Source organism: Streptomyces sp. NPDC051109, from assembly GCF_044455885.1.
Classification (GTDB): Bacteria; Actinomycetota; Actinomycetes; order Streptomycetales; family Streptomycetaceae; genus Streptomyces.
This window is the reverse complement of the sequence record NZ_JBITFF010000013.1, coordinates 1-16,422: the sequence shown is the minus strand read 5'-3', so window position 1 is coordinate 16,422 and position 16,422 is coordinate 1. Positions and strand designations below refer to the sequence as shown.

The 16,422-nt window shown below is 68.9% G+C and carries 16 protein-coding genes and 2 pseudogenes; 9 read left to right on the top strand and 9 right to left on the bottom strand.

Annotated features, from left to right (window positions below; all coding sequences use genetic code 11):
• Positions 1 to 91 precede the first annotated feature (91 nt).
• Both trxB and trxA read left to right on the top strand, forming a co-directional pair.
• Complete coding sequence (trxB, locus tag ACIBAD_RS23325; RefSeq protein WP_053687847.1) at positions 92 to 1,051, top strand: thioredoxin-disulfide reductase; 960 nt, start codon at positions 92 to 94, stop codon at positions 1,049 to 1,051.
• A 54-nt stretch (positions 1,052 to 1,105) separates the two neighbouring features.
• Positions 1,106 to 1,450, top strand: a complete 345-nt coding sequence (gene trxA, locus ACIBAD_RS23320; protein WP_134072865.1) for a thioredoxin — start codon at positions 1,106 to 1,108, stop codon at positions 1,448 to 1,450.
• Positions 1,451 to 1,534: 84 nt separating this feature from the next.
• On the opposite strand, the gene ACIBAD_RS23315 is transcribed toward trxA, so the two are convergent.
• The 9 genes from ACIBAD_RS23315 to rpmH form a co-directional block, all read right to left on the bottom strand.
• On the bottom strand, positions 1,535 to 2,152 hold the full coding sequence (locus ACIBAD_RS23315) for a GNAT family N-acetyltransferase (protein WP_134072863.1): 618 nt from the start codon (positions 2,150 to 2,152) through the stop codon (positions 1,535 to 1,537).
• Between the two features lie 105 nt (positions 2,153 to 2,257).
• Complete coding sequence (locus ACIBAD_RS23310) at positions 2,258 to 3,361, bottom strand: ParB/RepB/Spo0J family partition protein (protein WP_134072860.1); 1,104 nt, start codon at positions 3,359 to 3,361, stop codon at positions 2,258 to 2,260.
• Positions 3,358 to 4,443, bottom strand: a complete 1,086-nt coding sequence (locus tag ACIBAD_RS23305; RefSeq protein WP_134072858.1) for a ParA family protein — start codon at positions 4,441 to 4,443, stop codon at positions 3,358 to 3,360. The genes ACIBAD_RS23310 and ACIBAD_RS23305 overlap by 4 nt, the downstream gene beginning before the upstream one ends.
• A 246-nt stretch (positions 4,444 to 4,689) precedes the next feature.
• Complete coding sequence (gene rsmG, locus ACIBAD_RS23300; protein ID WP_037835282.1) at positions 4,690 to 5,430, bottom strand: 16S rRNA (guanine(527)-N(7))-methyltransferase RsmG; 741 nt, start codon at positions 5,428 to 5,430, stop codon at positions 4,690 to 4,692.
• A 112-nt stretch (positions 5,431 to 5,542) separates the two neighbouring features.
• Positions 5,543 to 6,055: a R3H domain-containing nucleic acid-binding protein gene (locus ACIBAD_RS23295; RefSeq protein ID WP_030153171.1), complete on the bottom strand. Its 513-nt coding sequence runs from the start codon at positions 6,053 to 6,055 to the stop codon at positions 5,543 to 5,545.
• Positions 6,056 to 6,070: 15 nt separating this feature from the next.
• A complete protein-coding gene (gene yidC / locus ACIBAD_RS23290; protein WP_134072856.1) occupies positions 6,071 to 7,174 on the bottom strand; it encodes a membrane protein insertase YidC in 1,104 nt (367 codons plus the stop codon).
• 3 nt (positions 7,175 to 7,177) lie between these two features.
• Complete coding sequence (gene yidD, locus ACIBAD_RS23285; protein WP_078613072.1) at positions 7,178 to 7,459, bottom strand: membrane protein insertion efficiency factor YidD; 282 nt, start codon at positions 7,457 to 7,459, stop codon at positions 7,178 to 7,180.
• Positions 7,456 to 7,830, bottom strand: a complete 375-nt coding sequence (gene rnpA, locus ACIBAD_RS23280) for a ribonuclease P protein component (protein WP_134072854.1) — start codon at positions 7,828 to 7,830, stop codon at positions 7,456 to 7,458. Before rnpA ends, yidD begins: the two co-directional genes overlap by 4 nt.
• 21 nt (positions 7,831 to 7,851) lie before the next feature.
• Positions 7,852 to 7,989, bottom strand: a complete 138-nt coding sequence (gene rpmH / locus ACIBAD_RS23275; protein WP_018547628.1) for a 50S ribosomal protein L34 — start codon at positions 7,987 to 7,989, stop codon at positions 7,852 to 7,854.
• A 355-nt stretch (positions 7,990 to 8,344) separates the two neighbouring features.
• Here rpmH and dnaA (ACIBAD_RS23270) point away from each other — a divergent pair.
• The 7 genes and pseudogenes from dnaA (ACIBAD_RS23270) to ACIBAD_RS23240 all read left to right on the top strand — a co-directional run.
• Positions 8,345 to 8,849 (top strand): annotated as a pseudogene (gene dnaA / locus ACIBAD_RS23270) (chromosomal replication initiator protein DnaA); the annotation flags it as partial.
• A gap of 167 nt (positions 8,850 to 9,016) precedes the next feature.
• Positions 9,017 to 10,129 (top strand): annotated as a pseudogene (dnaA, locus tag ACIBAD_RS23265) (chromosomal replication initiator protein DnaA); the annotation flags it as partial.
• Between the two features lie 895 nt (positions 10,130 to 11,024).
• Positions 11,025 to 12,155: a DNA polymerase III subunit beta gene (gene dnaN, locus ACIBAD_RS23260; protein WP_030153167.1), complete on the top strand. Its 1,131-nt coding sequence runs from the start codon at positions 11,025 to 11,027 to the stop codon at positions 12,153 to 12,155.
• A 273-nt stretch (positions 12,156 to 12,428) separates the two neighbouring features.
• Positions 12,429 to 13,304: a phosphogluconate dehydrogenase (NAD(+)-dependent, decarboxylating) gene (gnd, locus tag ACIBAD_RS23255; protein ID WP_134072850.1), complete on the top strand. Its 876-nt coding sequence runs from the start codon at positions 12,429 to 12,431 to the stop codon at positions 13,302 to 13,304.
• Positions 13,305 to 13,388: 84 nt separating this feature from the next.
• Positions 13,389 to 14,537: a DNA replication/repair protein RecF gene (recF, locus tag ACIBAD_RS23250; RefSeq protein ID WP_398908241.1), complete on the top strand. Its 1,149-nt coding sequence runs from the start codon at positions 13,389 to 13,391 to the stop codon at positions 14,535 to 14,537.
• The gene (locus tag ACIBAD_RS23245; protein WP_398908240.1) at positions 14,534 to 15,073 is read left to right on the top strand and encodes a DUF721 domain-containing protein; all 540 of its coding nucleotides are present in this window, start codon (positions 14,534 to 14,536) and stop codon (positions 15,071 to 15,073) included. Before recF ends, ACIBAD_RS23245 begins: the two co-directional genes overlap by 4 nt.
• A gap of 285 nt (positions 15,074 to 15,358) precedes the next feature.
• A partial coding sequence (locus ACIBAD_RS23240) for an ATP-binding protein (RefSeq protein WP_398908239.1) occupies positions 15,359 to 16,422 on the top strand: 1,064 nt, incomplete at its 3' end.

Below are 16,422 nucleotides of genomic sequence, written 5' to 3'. Positions count from 1 at the left end.
CATGCGCCGTAGGATCCGTTGGGTGGGGTGAGACAACACACGGCCCCTTCAGGCAAGCAGCGTGCAGTCCACAGAGACGAGGAAGAAACCCGTGAGCGACGTACGAAACGTGATCATCATCGGTTCCGGGCCGGCCGGCTACACCGCCGCCCTGTACACCGCACGCGCTTCGCTCAAGCCGCTGGTCTTCGAAGGCGCGGTCACCGCCGGTGGCGCGCTGATGAACACCACCGAGGTCGAGAACTTCCCCGGCTTCCAGGACGGCATCATGGGTCCGGACCTCATGGACAACATGCGCGGCCAGGCCGAGCGCTTCGGCGCCGAGCTCGTCCCCGACGACGTCGTGTCCGTGGACCTCACCGGTGACATCAAGACCGTCACCGACACCGCCGGCACCGTGCACCGCGCCAAGGCCGTGATCGTCACCACCGGCTCCCAGCACCGCAAGCTCGGACTCCCCAACGAGGACGCCCTGTCCGGCCGCGGTGTCTCCTGGTGCGCGACCTGCGACGGGTTCTTCTTCAAGGACCAGGACATCGCCGTCGTCGGCGGTGGCGACACCGCGATCGAGGAGGCCACCTTCCTCTCGCGCTTCGCCAAGTCCGTCACCATCGTGCACCGCCGTGACACCCTGCGCGCCTCCAAGGCCATGCAGGACCGCGCCTTCGCCGACCCGAAGATCAAGTTCGCCTGGGACAGCGAGGTCGCCGAGATCCACGGCGAGCAGAAGCTCTCCGGCCTCACCCTGCGCAACACGAAGACCGGTGAGACCTCCGAGCTCCCCGTGACGGGCCTCTTCATCGCCGTCGGCCACGACCCGCGCACCGAGCTGTTCAAGGACCAGCTGGAGCTCGACGAGGAGGGCTACCTCAAGGTCGAGGCCCCCTCGACGCGCACCAACCTCACCGGCGTGTTCGGCGCCGGAGACGTCGTGGACCACACGTACCGTCAGGCCATCACCGCCGCGGGCACCGGCTGCTCCGCGGCCCTGGACGCCGAGCGCTTCCTCTCCGCCCTTGCGGACGCCGAGAAGGCGCACGCGACGGTCTGACCCCTCGCCCATCCCCACACCCCACACCCCGCAGGAAAGAATTAGGAGGCCGCAGTGGCCGGCACCCTCAAGAACGTGACCGACGCCGACTTCGACACCGAGGTCCTGAACAGCGACAAGCCTGTTCTGGTGGACTTCTGGGCCGAGTGGTGCGGTCCGTGCCGCCAGATCGCCCCGTCCCTGGAGGCCATCGCGGCCGAGTACGGCGACGAGATCGAGATCGTCAAGCTCAACATCGACCAGAACCCGGACACGGCCGCCAAGTACGGCGTCATGTCCATCCCGACCCTGAACGTCTACCAGGGCGGCGAGGTCGTGAAGACGATCGTGGGCGCCAAGCCGAAGGCCGCCATCCTGCGTGACCTCGACGCTTTCGTGACCATCAAGCCGGCCGTCTGACGGCTGGAAGCTCCACCCGGCGGCAGCCGGGGATGTTTCACGTGAAACGGGGCCGCCCCTTTGAGGGGCGGCCCCGTTCTCACATCACAGCGGGCGCAGCGCGGGTTCCTTGCGTGCCGCACCGAGCAACCGGTCGAGCGCGAGCTCCACGTCTTCCTTCCACGAGAGCGTCGAGCGCATCTCCAGCCGCAGGCGCGGATGGACGGGGTGCGGCCGCACCGTCTTGAAGCCCACGGCCAGCAAGTGGTCCGCCGGCAAAAGGCAGGCCGGGCCCTCCCAGCGCGCGTCCCCGAACGCCTCGATCGCCCGGAACCCCCGCCTCAGCAGGTCCTTGGCCACCGTCTGGACCATCACCCGTCCCAGGCCCTGACCCTGATAGCCAGGCATGATCCACGCCGTGATCAGCTGGACCGCGTCCGGGGACACCGGACTCGTCGGGAAGGCCGTGGCCCGCGGTACGTACGCCGGCGGCGCGTACAGCACGAATCCCACCGGGACCTCGTCCACGTAGACCACGCGGCCGCACGAACCCCACTCCAGCAGAACGGCGGAGATCCACGCCTCTTTCTCCAGTGCCGGGGTGCCCGCCTTCACGGCGGCCTCACCACTGACGGGATCCAACTCCCAGAACACACAGGCCCGGCAACGCCGAGGCAGGTCCTGGAGGTTGTCCAGCGTGAGTGGTACCAACCGACGCCCCATGAGCGCATCGTATCCACAGCCCGAATCAGGCGAAACCGCAACAAGGCAAAGGGGCGGACCGCGCCGGTTCGCACCGGCACGATCCGCCCCTCGGCGGCCGGGGGGTCACTCCCCGGACAGACCCTGCTCCAGCACCCGGCCCTCGCCCGGCGCCAGCGTCCCCAGAATCCGCTCCAGATCCTCCATCGAAGCGAACTCGACGGTGATCTTGCCCTTCTTCTGGCCCAGATCCACCTTCACGCGCGTCTCGAACCGGTCCGACAGCCGCGTCGCCAGTTCACTGAGCGCGGGAGCCACTCGGGCGCCGGCCCGCGGACCCTTCGGCTTCACGGGTCCCTCGGGTTCCGAGCCCATCAGCGAGACGATCTCCTCGACCGCACGCACCGACAGGCCCTCGGCGACGATCCGGTGCGCCAGCTTGTCCTGGGCCTCGGAGTGCTCCACCGACAGCAACGCCCGCGCATGTCCGGCGGACAGCACACCCGCGGCCACCCGGCGCTGGACCGGCGGCGAGAGCTTCAGCAGCCGCAGCGTGTTGGACACCTGCGGACGCGATCGCCCGATCCGGTCCGCCAGCTGGTCGTGCGTGCACTTGAAGTCCTGGAGCAGCTGGTCGTACGCGGCCGCCTCCTCCAGGGGGTTCAGCTGCGCGCGGTGCAGGTTCTCCAGCAGCGCGTCGAGCAGCAGCTTCTCATCGTCGGTCGCCCGGATGATCGCAGGAATACGCTCCAGCCCGGCCTCCCGGCAGGCCCGCCAGCGACGCTCACCCATGATGAGCTCGTAGCGGCCCGGAGCCGACTGCCGCACCACCACCGGCTGGAGCAGACCCACCTCCTGGATGGAGGTGACCAGCTCCGCCAGCGCGTCCTCGTCGAACACCTCACGGGGCTGTCGCGGGTTCGGCGTGATCGAGTCCATCGGGAGCTCGGCGAACGTCGCCCCGGCCACCACATTGGCCTCGGACTCCACCGCGTCCGGCTCATCCGCCACAGCAAGCGCAGCCGTCGCCGCAAGCGATGTTTCACGTGAAACATCGGCCTGCGCCAGCGAAGCCAGCTTCGCCGCCGCGACCCCGCGCTCCGAAGGCAACATCGGCACCGCCGACGGAGACGTCGAGCCGCTACTGATCACCGGCGGCATCTTCTCCTGGGGAGCGGCGGGGATCAGCGCGCCGAGCCCCCGCCCCAGACCCCTACGTCGCTCACTCACTGGATCCCCTCCGCCACACTCTGCGTGCTGTTCATGCCCGCGCCCAGATGGGCGTGCTGGGCGTCGTACGAAATACCGGCCCCCCGCAGCGCGATCTCGCGCGCTGCTTCCAGGTAGGAAAGAGAACCACTCGAACCCGGATCGTAGGTGAGCACGGTCTGGCCGTAACTGGGGGCCTCGGAAATGCGCACCGAACGCGGGATGCTCGTGCGCAGCACCTCCTTGCCGAAGTGGGTGCGCACCTCCTCCGCCACCTGCGAGGCCAGCCGCGTCCTGCCGTCGTACATCGTCAGCAGGATCGTCGACACGTGCAGCGCCGGATTCAGGTGAGCCCGTACCAGATCGACGTTGCGCAGCAGCTGACCCAGACCCTCCAGTGCGTAGTACTCGCACTGGATCGGGATCAGCACCTCGGCGCCGGCCACCAGGGCGTTCACCGTCAGCAGCCCCAGCGAGGGCGGACAGTCGATCAGGATGTAGTCCAGCGGCTGCTCGTACGCCTGGATGGCCCGCTGGAGCCGGCTCTCGCGAGCCACGAGGGAGACCAACTCGATCTCCGCACCCGCCAGGTCGATCGTGGCCGGAGCGCAGAAGAGCCCCTCCACGTCGACGACCGGCTGGACCACCTCCAGCAGCGGCCGACTGTCCACGAGCACGTCGTAGATCGAGGGCACATCCGCGTGGTGGTCGATCCCGAGCGCCGTGGACGCGTTGCCCTGCGGGTCGAGGTCGACCACGAGGACCCGCGCGCCGTGCAGGGCCAGTGAGGCCGCCAGGTTCACGGTCGTCGTGGTCTTGCCCACGCCGCCCTTCTGGTTGGCGACCACGATGACCCGTGTCTGCGCCGGGCGGGGCAGCCCCTCGCCGGCGCGCCCCAGCGCTTCGACCGCCAGCTGGGCGGCACGGCCGATGGGCGTGTCGTTGTCTACAAGGGGCGACGATGTTTCACGTGAAACATCGTCGCCCGCTGATTCAGAGCGGGGACCGGGGACCGGGTCGGCCATCGGCCCCGCGAGGTTGGCGTCGGACCGCACGGTGTCACTCTCCTCGGCATCAGGCTCGCGATGAACAGAGCCTGCCATGACACCCGGGTCGCGAACCAGCGGGGCCCGTACTCCTGTGGATGAATCCACCGTTGTGGACAACTCCGTCCCCCCTTCTCCTTTACGGGGACGGGGGGACGCAGCCGCACGGCCGCGGCTGATGATTCCGTGCAGCAGAGAGCGACGTTTCACGTGAAACACGATGCCCGGACAGTGCCCAGACAGGGTCTTCGGGCCGCTACGACACTCCGAAATCCATACCTATGGGGCTCAACGCCCCAGAAATCAGCGACGCCGACGGGTTCGGCTGGTACGGGCGGCCTTAGCCCGCTTGGCCGCAAACCTCACCCCGCCGGGGCTTTCTCCGACCTCCACCCGGACGACGGTGGACAGGGGATCCACCACACCCTCGCCCACCTGCAGCACCGAGGTCTTCACCACACCCAGCTTCGCCAGTGCGGTCTTCGCCGCCACCAGCTCCTCCTCGGCGGTGTCGCCCTTGAGCGCCAGCATCTCCCCGTACGGACGCAGCAGGGGCACGCCCCAGCCCGCCAGCCGGTCCAGCGGCGCCACGGCCCGCGCCGTCACCACGTGTACCGGCTGCACCTTGCCGAGCATCTCCTCGGCCCGGCCGCGCACGACCGTGACGTGGTCCAGGCCCAGCAGCTCCACGGCCTCCTGCAAGAAGGTCGTCCGCCGCAGCAACGGCTCCAACAGCGTGATCTTCAGATCGCGCCGCACCAGAGCCAGCGGGATGCCGGGCAGGCCGGCGCCAGAACCGACATCGCACACGGTGACGCCCTCGGGCACCACCTCCGAGAGCACCGCGCAGTTCAGCAGGTGCCGCTCCCACAGTCGCGGCACCTCACGCGGGCCGATCAGGCCGCGCTTGACCCCCGCGTCCGCCAGCAGCTCCGCATACCGCACAGCTTCCGGGAAAAACTCGCCGAACACCGCGCGCGCCTCTTCAGGCGCCGGGGGAAGCTCCGCTGCCTCCGTCACGGGGACCGTCCTTCCGTACCGCATGGATCGTTGAAAACGCACTGCGTGAACTGGCACCACCGAGACCGGCACTGCCAGGCTGACAAACTTCGGCCCCGTCTGCGACACAGACGGGGCCGAACACTCAGGCTTGCTGTCAGGCCGGGAGCACGACGACGAAGCGCTGCGGCTCCTCGCCCTCCGACTCGCTCTTCAGACCGGCAGCCGCCACGGCGTCGTGGACGACCTTGCGCTCGAAGGGCGTCATCGGCGCCAGCTTCAGCGGTTCACCGGACGCCTTCACGTCCGCCGCCGCCTGGGCACCGAGCGCCGCCAGCTCCTCGCGCTTCTTCGCGCGGAAGCCCGCGATGTCCAGCATCAGCCGGCTGCGGTCCCCGGTCTCGCGGTGCACGGCGAGGCGGGTCAGCTCCTGCAGAGCCTCCAGGACCTCACCGTCGCGACCCACGAGCTTCTGGAGGTCACGGCTGGCCGAGTCGCTGACGATCGACACCGCGGCCCGGTCGGCCTCGACGTCCATGTCGATATCCCCGTCCAGGTCGGCGATGTCCAGCAGACCTTCGAGGTAGTCGGCCGCGATCTCACCCTCCTGCTCAAGGCGGGTCAGGGTGTCGCCACTCTCAGCGGCGGCGGTGGTGGTGCCTTCCGTCACGGGAGGGACTCCTTCTTACTTCTTGGAAGAGGGCTTGGGGGGCGTCTGGCGCTGCGATTTCGTCTGCCGCTTGGGCTGCTGCCGCTTGGCGGCACCACCGCTCGCCGCGTCCGCATCGGCCGTGGCCTCGACACTCTTGATCACGGTCCCGTCCGCCTGAGCAGCCATACCCTGCTTCGTGAGAGCCGTGATGAACTTGCGCTCGTTGTCGTTGCGGTCCGGGCCCTTGGCCACGATCGCCGCGACGATCTTCTTCTTGCCCCGGCCCTTGACCTCGCCGTGCGTGCTGACGTGCTTCAGCAGGCGCGTGAGGTACTGGTCCTGCGCCTTGCTGCCGGGCGTCGGGTTCTGGTTGATCACGTACATCTGCTGGCCCATGGTCCACACGTTCGTGGTCAGCCAGTAGACGAGAACACCCACGGGGAAGTTGATGCCCATGACCGCGAAGATCAGCGGGAAGATGTACATCAGCATCTTCTGCTGCTGCATGAACGGCGTCTTGACCGAGAGGTCGACGTTCTTCTGCATCAGCTGACGCTGGGTGTAGAACTGCGACAGCGACATCATGACGATCATGACCGCGGTCACGATGCGGACGTCCGTGATCGAGGCGCCCAGGGAGGCCGCCTTCTCGGCGCTGTCCGTGAACTTCGCCGCCAGCGGGGCACCGAAGATGTGCGCCTGACGCGCGCTCTCCAGCAGCGACTGGTTGATGACGCCGATGGTCTGGCCGTTGGCGATGGCCGAGAGCACGTGGTACAGCGCGAAGAAGAACGGGGACTGCGCCAGGATGGGGAGGCACGAGGAGAGCGGGTTGGTACCCGTCTCCTTGTACAGCTTCATCATCTCTTCGGACTGGCGCTGCTTGTCGTTCTTGTAGCGCTCCTGGATCGCCTTCATCTTCGGCTGGAGCGCCTGCATGCCACGCGTCGCCTTGATCTGCTTCACGAAGAGCGGGATCAGGCAGATGCGGATCAATACCACCAGGGACACGATGGACAGGCCCCAGGCCCAGCCGCTGTCCGGGCCGAAGATCGCGCCGTACAGGCTGTGGAACTGGACGATGACCCACGACACGGGCGTGGTGATAAAGCTGAACAGACTGGCAATCGTGTCCACTAATCAGGCTCCTTGAGCATTGCGAGATCTACGCAACGCACTGCGCAGCTGCTCGTGCCAACGCGGGCGTTTACGGGGTGGGACATGATCGACACCGCCGGCGGACCACGGGTTGCACCGCAGGATCCGCCAGCCGGTCAGAACCGTCCCCTTCACCGCACCATGCCGGTCGATGGCCGTGAACCCGTAGTGCGAGCACGAGGGGTAATAACGGCACACCGGCCCGAGCAGCGGACTGATCGTCCACTGGTACAGCTTGATCAATGCGAGCAGCGGGTACTTCATCGAGCCACGCCTCCCAGGAGCCGCGTCAGAGCGGCATCCAGGTCCCGGGCCAGTTCATCGGCACCGGCGTCACCCGCTCCGGGCAATGCCCGCACCACCACCAGGCTACCGGCGGGCAGCTGGGAGAGCCGCTCGCGGACAAGATGGCGCAAACGGCGCTTCACCCGGTTACGGACGACGGCACCACCCACGGCCTTGCTGACGACGAAACCCGCACGCGTCGAGGGATCGATCTCCCCCGGCTCGTGCGGGTCCGTTGCACCGCTTGTACGTAGGTGGACGACGAGGAGCGGGCGACCTGCCCGCTTGCCCCGACGTACCGCGCTCGCGAAGTCCTCACGCCGCCTCAGCCGATTTTCGGGAGACAGCACGACGTCACGACCTGCGTGTTGTTACGCGGAGAGGGCGGCGCGGCCCTTGCTGCGGCGGTTCGCCAGGATCGCGCGACCGGCACGGGTACGCATCCGGAGACGGAAGCCGTGGGTCTTGGCACGACGGCGGTTGTTCGGCTGGAAGGTGCGCTTGCTCACTCGGGGGCTCCAGAGAATGAATCGTTGTGGCGGGACATCGCCTGGCTGTCACCGTGCGCCCACGAGGAAACTCGCGTGTTCGCCCGAGTGGCACCGCTAAACGATCACAAAAGGTGATCTTCGCCCATCGGTAGGCAGGCGGCAGCAGCCATCGACAACTCGACCTCGTTACGGTACGCGCGGCTACGCCATCCGGTCAAACCGAGGCGACGTGCCCCCACACTGTGCACAGGCTGTGGACAACGACTTGAACCGTACCCGTCGGCCTGACTACCGTTGTCTGATCCCGGTTTTTTTGTCCCGACCGTCCCAAAGAACCACACATTCGTGGGACCCCTGTGAGAGAGCGTGCTCTGTGGCTGACGTACCTGCCGATCTTGCCGCAGTGTGGCCAAGGGTGCTCGAAAAGCTCCTCGGGGAGGGACAGCAGGCGATCGAGCCCAAGGACAAGCAGTGGGTCGAACGCTGCCAGCCCCTGGCCCTCGTCGCCGACACCGCGCTGCTCGCCGTCCCCAACGAGTACGGCAAGCGCGTCCTGGAGGGCCGGCTCGCCCCGCTGATCAGCGATGCGCTCAGCCGTGAGTGCGGCCGCCCCATCCGCATCGCGATCACCGTGGACGACTCCGCCGGCGAGCCCGCACCCCTGCCCGCCTCCACCCAGCAGCGCTCCGAGTCGTACGAGCCGTACGGCGGCCAGCGCGGCGGTGGCCACAACGGCGCCGGCGGCCCCAACGACGACCAGCTCCCGAGCGCCCGCCCCGCCTACCCCGACTACCAGCAGTCGCGCCCCGAGCCCGGCTCCTGGCCCCGCGGAGGCCAGCAGGACGACTACGGCTGGCAGCAGCCCCGCCTCGGCGGCTTCCCCGAGCGCGATCCGTACGCCTCCCCGCAGCCGGGCTACCTCCAGCAGTCCGACTCCGGCGGGTACGAGCAGGGCTCCTTCGACCAGCAGCAGTACGAGCAGCAGCAGTACGAGCCCCGCCAGCCCCAGCAGTCCCATCAGTACGAGCAGCAGCAGTACGAGCAGCCGGCCCCGCGCCCGGCGCCCGGCCGGCCCGCACCTCCCCCGTCCCCGTCGGGCGGATCGACCTCGGGCCCGCTGGAGCCGACCGCCCGGCTCAACCCCAAGTACCTGTTCGACACGTTCGTCATCGGAGCGTCCAACCGCTTCGCGCACGCCGCCGCGGTGGCCGTCGCCGAGGCGCCCGCGAAGGCCTACAACCCCCTCTTCATCTACGGGGAATCGGGCCTTGGCAAAACGCATCTCCTGCACGCCATCGGGCACTACGCGCGGAGCCTGTACCCGGGCACCCGCGTGCGGTACGTGAGCTCCGAGGAGTTCACCAACGAGTTCATCAACTCGATCCGCGACGGCAAGGGCGACGCGTTCCGCAAGCGCTACCGCGAGATGGACATCCTGCTCGTCGACGACATCCAGTTCCTTGCGAGCAAGGAGTCGACGCAGGAGGAGTTCTTCCACACCTTCAACACGCTCCACAACGCCAACAAGCAGATCGTGCTGTCCTCCGACCGGCCGCCCAAGCAGCTCGTCACCCTGGAGGACCGGCTCCGCAACCGCTTCGAGTGGGGCCTGATCACCGACGTCCAGCCGCCCGAGCTGGAGACCCGTATCGCGATCCTGCGCAAGAAGGCCGTACAGGAGCAGCTCAACGCCCCGCCGGAGGTACTGGAGTTCATCGCCTCCCGCATCTCGCGCAACATCCGCGAGCTGGAGGGGGCGCTGATCCGGGTCACGGCCTTCGCGAGCCTGAACCGGCAGCCGGTCGACCTGGGCCTGACCGAGGACGTCCTCAAGAACCTGATCCCCGGCGGCGAGGACTCCGCCCCCGAGATCACGGCCACCGACATCATGGCGGCCACCGCGGACTACTTCGGCCTCACCGTGGACGACCTGTGCGGCTCCTCGCGCAGCCGCGTCCTGGTCACCGCCCGGCAGATCGCCATGTACCTGTGCCGGGAGCTCACGGACCTCTCCCTGCCCAAGATCGGGGCGCAGTTCGGCGGCCGCGACCACACCACGGTCATGCACGCGGACCGCAAGATCCGGGCGTTGATGGCGGAGCGCCGGTCCATCTACAACCAGGTCACCGAGCTCACCAACCGCATCAAGAACGGCTGAGCCAGGGGCCTCTCCAGCTCAGCCGACGGCCCGGCTGAGCCCCTTCAAACGCTTCCAGAGGGCGCTCCCGGGGTACTTCGGGGGCGCCCTTCTTCGTCCGTGCGCCCCTGGTCTGTTCGAATACGCCCCCTGTGGAGCAACTCATCCACAGATTCCCCGACTTTCTTCCGTCCACAGGCTGGGGACTGCTTCCGTCGCCCACAATCTGTCCACAGGGCTACGGGATGAGGCACCATCAGCACTGGTCAGCCCCCTGTGGATTTGTGCGCAAGCGTCATCCACAGGCTGTGGACAGAACTTTCATCCACAGGGTCATCCACTCCTCTGTCCACCGGTGACCCACAGGTTCCCGCACTCTGTGCACAGGATCCGATGAGTTACCCACACCGCTGTCCACTGTTCGGCAACATTCCACCTCCCGTCACCACCCGGAGTGAAAGCCGTCACACGGAAGTCGACGTTTGGGCTGTGGAGTACTGGGGGAAACCTGGGGACACACCTGTGGAGTAGTCGGGGTCATCTGGGGATGGCCTGTGCAGAAGTTTTCGTTCTCCACAGACACACGGTGTTGTCCACCGGTGTCACCCACAGGGCCGGTGGATAAAAAACGCGGGTTGACCTGCGAAAACGGGCTTATCCACCGTTTCCACAGGCCCTACTACTACCCCCATAGAGAGTTAGCCCGGTTTCGGTTTTCAAGCGGGTCCTGTGCACAACTCGGTGGGGACGCCTCCCCGACACCTCGCTCCCGACTTGACCTCCGGCAGCACCGACTGTCGGCGCCGTACGTCAGACTGGTGCCCGGCACCGAGGCTCCGAGCCATCGAGGGCATCGAGGCACCGGGCCGAGAACGAAGGCCGGCAGACGAGCGAGCAACAGCAGGAGGCGGTTCCGGTGAAGATCCGGGTGGAGCGCGACGTACTCGCGGAGGCGGTGGCCTGGGCTGCCCGTAGCCTCCCGGCCCGGCCGCCGGTGCCCGTTCTCGCGGGCCTGCTGCTGAAGGCCGAGGAGGGCACGCTGTCCCTCTCCGGCTTCGACTACGAGGTCTCGGCCCGCGTCTCCGTCGAGGCGGACGTCGAGGAGGACGGCACCGTCCTCGTCTCCGGCCGGCTGCTCGCCGACATCTGCCGCGCCCTCCCCAACCGCCCGGTGGAGATTTCCACAGACGGTGTACGGGCGACCGTGGTCTGCGGCTCCTCGCGGTTCACACTCCACACCCTGCCTGTGGAGGAATACCCGGCGCTGCCGCAGATGCCGACCGCGACCGGCACCGTGCCCGGTGAGGTCTTCGCCTCCGCCGCCGCCCAGGTCGCCATCGCCGCCGGCCGCGACGACACGCTGCCCGTGCTGACCGGTGTCCGCATCGAGATCGAGGGCGACCGCGTCACCCTGGCCTCCACCGACCGCTACCGCTTCGCGGTCCGCGAGTTCCTGTGGAAGCCGGAGAACCCGGACGCCTCCGCCGTGGCCCTGGTGCCCGCCAAGACGCTCCTGGACACGGCCAAGTCCCTGACCAGCGGTGACACGGTCACCCTGGCGCTGTCCGGCTCCGGCGCGGGCGAGGGTCTCATCGGCTTCGAGGGCGCCGGCCGCCGCACCACCACCCGCCTGCTCGAAGGCGACCTGCCGAAGTACCGCACGCTGTTCCCGACGGAGTTCAACTCCATCGCCGTCATCGAGACCGCCCCGTTCGTCGAGGCCGTCAAGCGCGTGGCCCTGGTCGCCGAGCGCAACACCCCGGTCCGCCTCAGCTTCGAGCAGGGCGTGCTGATCCTGGAGGCCGGCTCCTCCGACGATGCACAGGCTGTGGAACGTGTGGACGCCAAGCTGGAGGGCGACGACATCTCGATCGCCTTCAACCCGACCTTCCTGCTGGACGGCCTGAGCGCGATCGACTCGCCGGCCGCGCAGCTGAGCTTCACCACGTCCACCAAGCCGGCGCTGCTGAGCGGCCGCCCGGCGGTCGACGCCGAGGCGGACGAGGCGTACAAGTACCTGATCATGCCGGTGCGCCTGTCCGGCTGACGCGCGCGTACGTCGGGCCCGGTCTCGCAGGCGCGGGGCCGGGCCCGACGGCGTTCGCCCCGAACGCGGAGCCCGTACGGAACGGCCCGCGCCGGACGTCCGTACGCAGATCCCGTACGGGGCCCGCGGCCCCTTCCTACGGCCCCGTACGACCCTCTCTGGAGCGCCCGTGGCGCCCCGCGGCAGCGCCCGGCGTAGGCTCGGAGCCTGGGTCCCCCCGGTGTTGTGCGGGGAACCCGGCACAGACGGCCACAACGCTTAAGGAACCACCTGATGGAGCTTGGTCTCGTCGGTCTCGGCAAGATGGGCGGCAACATGCGCGAGCGCATCCGCCGCGCAGGCCACACCGTCATCGGATACGACCGCAACCCGGACCTTGCCGATGTCCACAGCCTGCGGGAACTTGTGGACAGCCTGCAGGCCCCCCGGGTCGTGTGGGTGATGGTCCCGGCAGGTGCGGCGACGCAGTCCACCGTCGACGAGCTCGCCGAGCTGCTCTCGATCGGCGACGTCGTCGTCGACGGCGGCAACTCGCGCTGGACCGACGACGAGAAGCACGCCGCCGAGCTGGCCGCCAAGGGCATCGGCTTCGTCGACTGCGGTGTCTCCGGCGGCGTGTGGGGCCTGGAGAACGGCTACGCGCTCATGTACGGCGGCGAGAAGGACCACGTCGCACGCGTACAGCCGATCTTCGACGCCCTCAAGCCGGAGGGCGAGTTCGGCGCCGTGCACGCCGGCAAGGTCGGCGCGGGCCACTTCGCGAAGATGGTCCACAACGGCATCGAGTACGCCATGATGCAGGCTTACGCCGAGGGCTGGGAGCTCCTGGAGAAGGTGGACTCGGTCACCGACGTCCGCGAGGTCTTCCGCTCCTGGCAGGAGGGCACCGTCATCCGCTCCTGGCTGCTGGACCTGGCCGTGAACGCCCTCGACCAGGACGAGCACCTGGAGCAGCTGCGCGGCTTCGCGCAGGACTCGGGCGAGGGCCGGTGGACGGTGGAGGCGGCGATCGACAACGCCGTGCCGCTGCCCGCGATCACCGCCTCGCTCTTCGCGCGGTTCGCGTCCCGCCAGGACGACTCGCCGCAGATGAAGATGATCGCCGCGCTGCGCAACCAGTTCGGCGGCCACGCGGTCGAGAAGGCCTAGTCCACGACCGCTCCACCACCGCTCCGCAGGAGCACACAGCAGCACAGAGCAGAGCAGCAGGAAGCCGGGGGAGGTCGGCGCCGTATGCATGTTTCGCATCTCTCACTGGCCGACTTCCGCTCGTACGCCCGGGCCGAGGTGCCCCTCGACCCGGGCGTCACGGCTTTCGTGGGCCCCAACGGCCAGGGCAAGACGAACCTGGTCGAGGCCATCGGCTACCTGGCCGCGCTCGGCAGCCACCGCGTCTCCTCGGACGCCCCGCTGGTGCGGATGGGCGCGGACCGCGCCGTCATCCGCGCCGCCGTCACCCACGGAGCGCGGCAGCAGCTGGTCGAGCTGGAGCTGAATCCGGGGCGCGCCAACCGCGCCCGCATCAACCGGTCTTCGCAGGTCAGACCCCGGGACGTCCTGGGGATCGTACGGACGGTGCTGTTCGCGCCGGAGGACCTGGCGCTGGTGAAGGGGGACCCCGGGGAGCGCCGGCGGTTCCTCGACGAGCTCGTCACGGCCCGCTCGCCGCGGATGGCGGGGGTCCGGTCGGACTACGAGCGGGTGCTCAAGCAGCGCAACACCCTGCTGAAGTCGGCGGCGATGGCCCGCCGGCACGGCGGCCGCTCCATGGACCTCTCCACCCTCGACGTCTGGGACCAGCACCTCGCGCGCGCGGGCGCGGAGCTGCTGGCGCAGCGCCTCGACCTCATCGCGACGCTGCTGCCGCTCGCGGACAAGGCGTACGAGCAGCTCGCGCCCGGCGGCGGCCCGCTGGGGCTCGCGTACAAGTCCTCGGCCGCCGGCGAGGCCGGGGACGCCGTGGAGGGCGGCGGGGCCCGCACCCGCGAAGCGCTGTACGAGGTGCTGCTGGCGGCCCTGGCCGAGGTCCGCAAGCAGGAGATCGAGCGCGGCGTGACCCTGGTGGGCCCGCACCGGGACGACGTGCTGCTGCGCCTGGGCGACCTCCCGGCGAAGGGGTACGCGAGCCACGGCGAGTCCTGGTCGTACGCGCTGGCGCTGCGGCTGGCCTCGTACGAGCTGCTGCGCTCGGAGGGCGCGGAGCCGGTGCTGATCCTGGACGACGTGTTCGCCGAGCTGGACGCGCGGCGCCGGGAGCGGCTCGCGGAGCTGGTGGCCCCGGGCGAGCAGGTTCTGGTCACGGCGGCGGTGAACGACGACGTTCCGGGGGTGCTGGCGGGGGCCCGGTTCGGGGTGTCCGGCGGTGAGGTGACCCGGCTGTGAGCGGCGGCGAGCAGGAACCCCGTACGACGGAACCGCGCAAGGTCCCCGAGCCCTCGGGCGTGGACCTCGCCCGGCAGGCACTGGCGGCGGCCCGCGAGCAGGCGCGGGCCCGGGGCAACGGGGCCGGCGGGAAGAACAAGCACCGCCCCGGCCTGCGCTCGGGCGCCCGCGCGGACGGCCGCGACCCGATGCCGCTCATGGCGGCGCTGGACCGGCTGCGCACCGAGCACGGCTGGGAGATGCCGATGGCGGTCGCGGGCGTGATGGAGCGCTGGCCGGAGATCGTCGGGCCGGAGATCGCGGCGCACTGTGAACCGGACCGGTACGAGGACCGTGAACTGGTCGTGCGCTGTGATTCCTCGGCCTGGGCGGCGCAGCTGAAGCTGCTGGCCCCGCAGCTGGTGGCGCGGCTCAACGCGGACCTGGGCCAGGGCACCGTCCGGATGATCAAGGTCCAGGGCCCGGGCGGGCGCCCGAAGCGGTACGGGCCGCTGCGCGCGCCGGGCAGTACGGGCCCGGGGGACACGTACGGATAGCCCCGGACCGCGTGGCGTCCCTCACGGTAGTGGGAGGTTGACAGGCCGAAGCGCTGGACGCCCGCGTGAGCCTCTTGGAGCCCCATCCCGGATATGGGGAGTCGGAGAGAGGAGGTTCAGGGCGGCACATGCGTACTCAGGTACCGGCAAACCCCCATTCATGTCCGTGGTACCGGTAGACTGAAGCCAATCCCGCCTTCGGGCGGGATCTCGCTGACAAACGCTGACAACGCAGATCGACGCAGCCGCTCCTGCTTGCATGCCTGCTGGCCCGGAGTACGGCCTGTGCTGTGCCAGAAAGGGCGCTTCGTGGCCGATTCGGGCAACCCCAACGAGAAGAACGAGTCCACAGCCGGTGAAGCCGGTGAGTCTTCGTACACCGGCAGCAACATCCAGGTCCTGGAGGGCCTGGACGCGGTCCGCAAGCGGCCGGGCATGTACATCGGCTCGACCGGTGAGCGCGGGCTCCACCACCTCGTGTACGAGGTGGTGGACAACTCGGTCGACGAGGCCCTGGCCGGGCACGCGGACACCATCGATGTGACGATCCTCGCCGACGGCGGCGTGCGGGTCATCGACAACGGCCGCGGCATCCCGGTCGACATCGTGCCGTCGGAGGGGAAGCCGGCTGTCGAGGTCGTGCTGACCGTCCTGCACGCGGGCGGCAAGTTCGGCGGTGGCGGCTACGCCGTCTCCGGCGGTCTGCACGGCGTGGGCGTGTCCGTCGTGAACGCCCTGTCGACGAAGGTCGCGGTCGAGGTCAAGCGCGACGGCTACCGCTGGACGCAGGACTACAAGCTCGGTGCGCCGACGGCGGCCCTCGCCAAGAACGAGGAGACCGACGACCACGGCACGTCCGTGACGTTCTGGGCCGACGGCGACATCTTCGAGACGACCGAGTACTCCTTCGAGACGCTGTCGCGGCGCTTCCAGGAGATGGCCTTCCTCAACAAGGGCCTGACCCTGTCGCTGACCGACGAGCGCGAGTCGGCCAAGGCCACCGTCGGCGCGGACGACCCCGACGCGGACGCGGCCGAGCCCACCGCGCGCACGGTGAAGTACTACTACGAGGGCGGCATCGTCGACTTCGTGAAGTACCTCAACTCGCGCAAGGGCGAGCTGATCCACCCGACCGTCATCGACGTCGAGGCCGAGGACAAGGAGCGCATGCTCTCGGTCGAGATCGCGATGCAGTGGAACTCGCAGTACACCGAGGGTGTCTACTCCTTCGCGAACACGATCCACACGCATGAGGGCGGTACGCACGAGGAGGGCTTCCGGGCCGCGCTGACGGGTCTGGTGAACCGTTACGCGCGCGAGAAGAAGCTGCTGCGCGAGAAGGACGACAA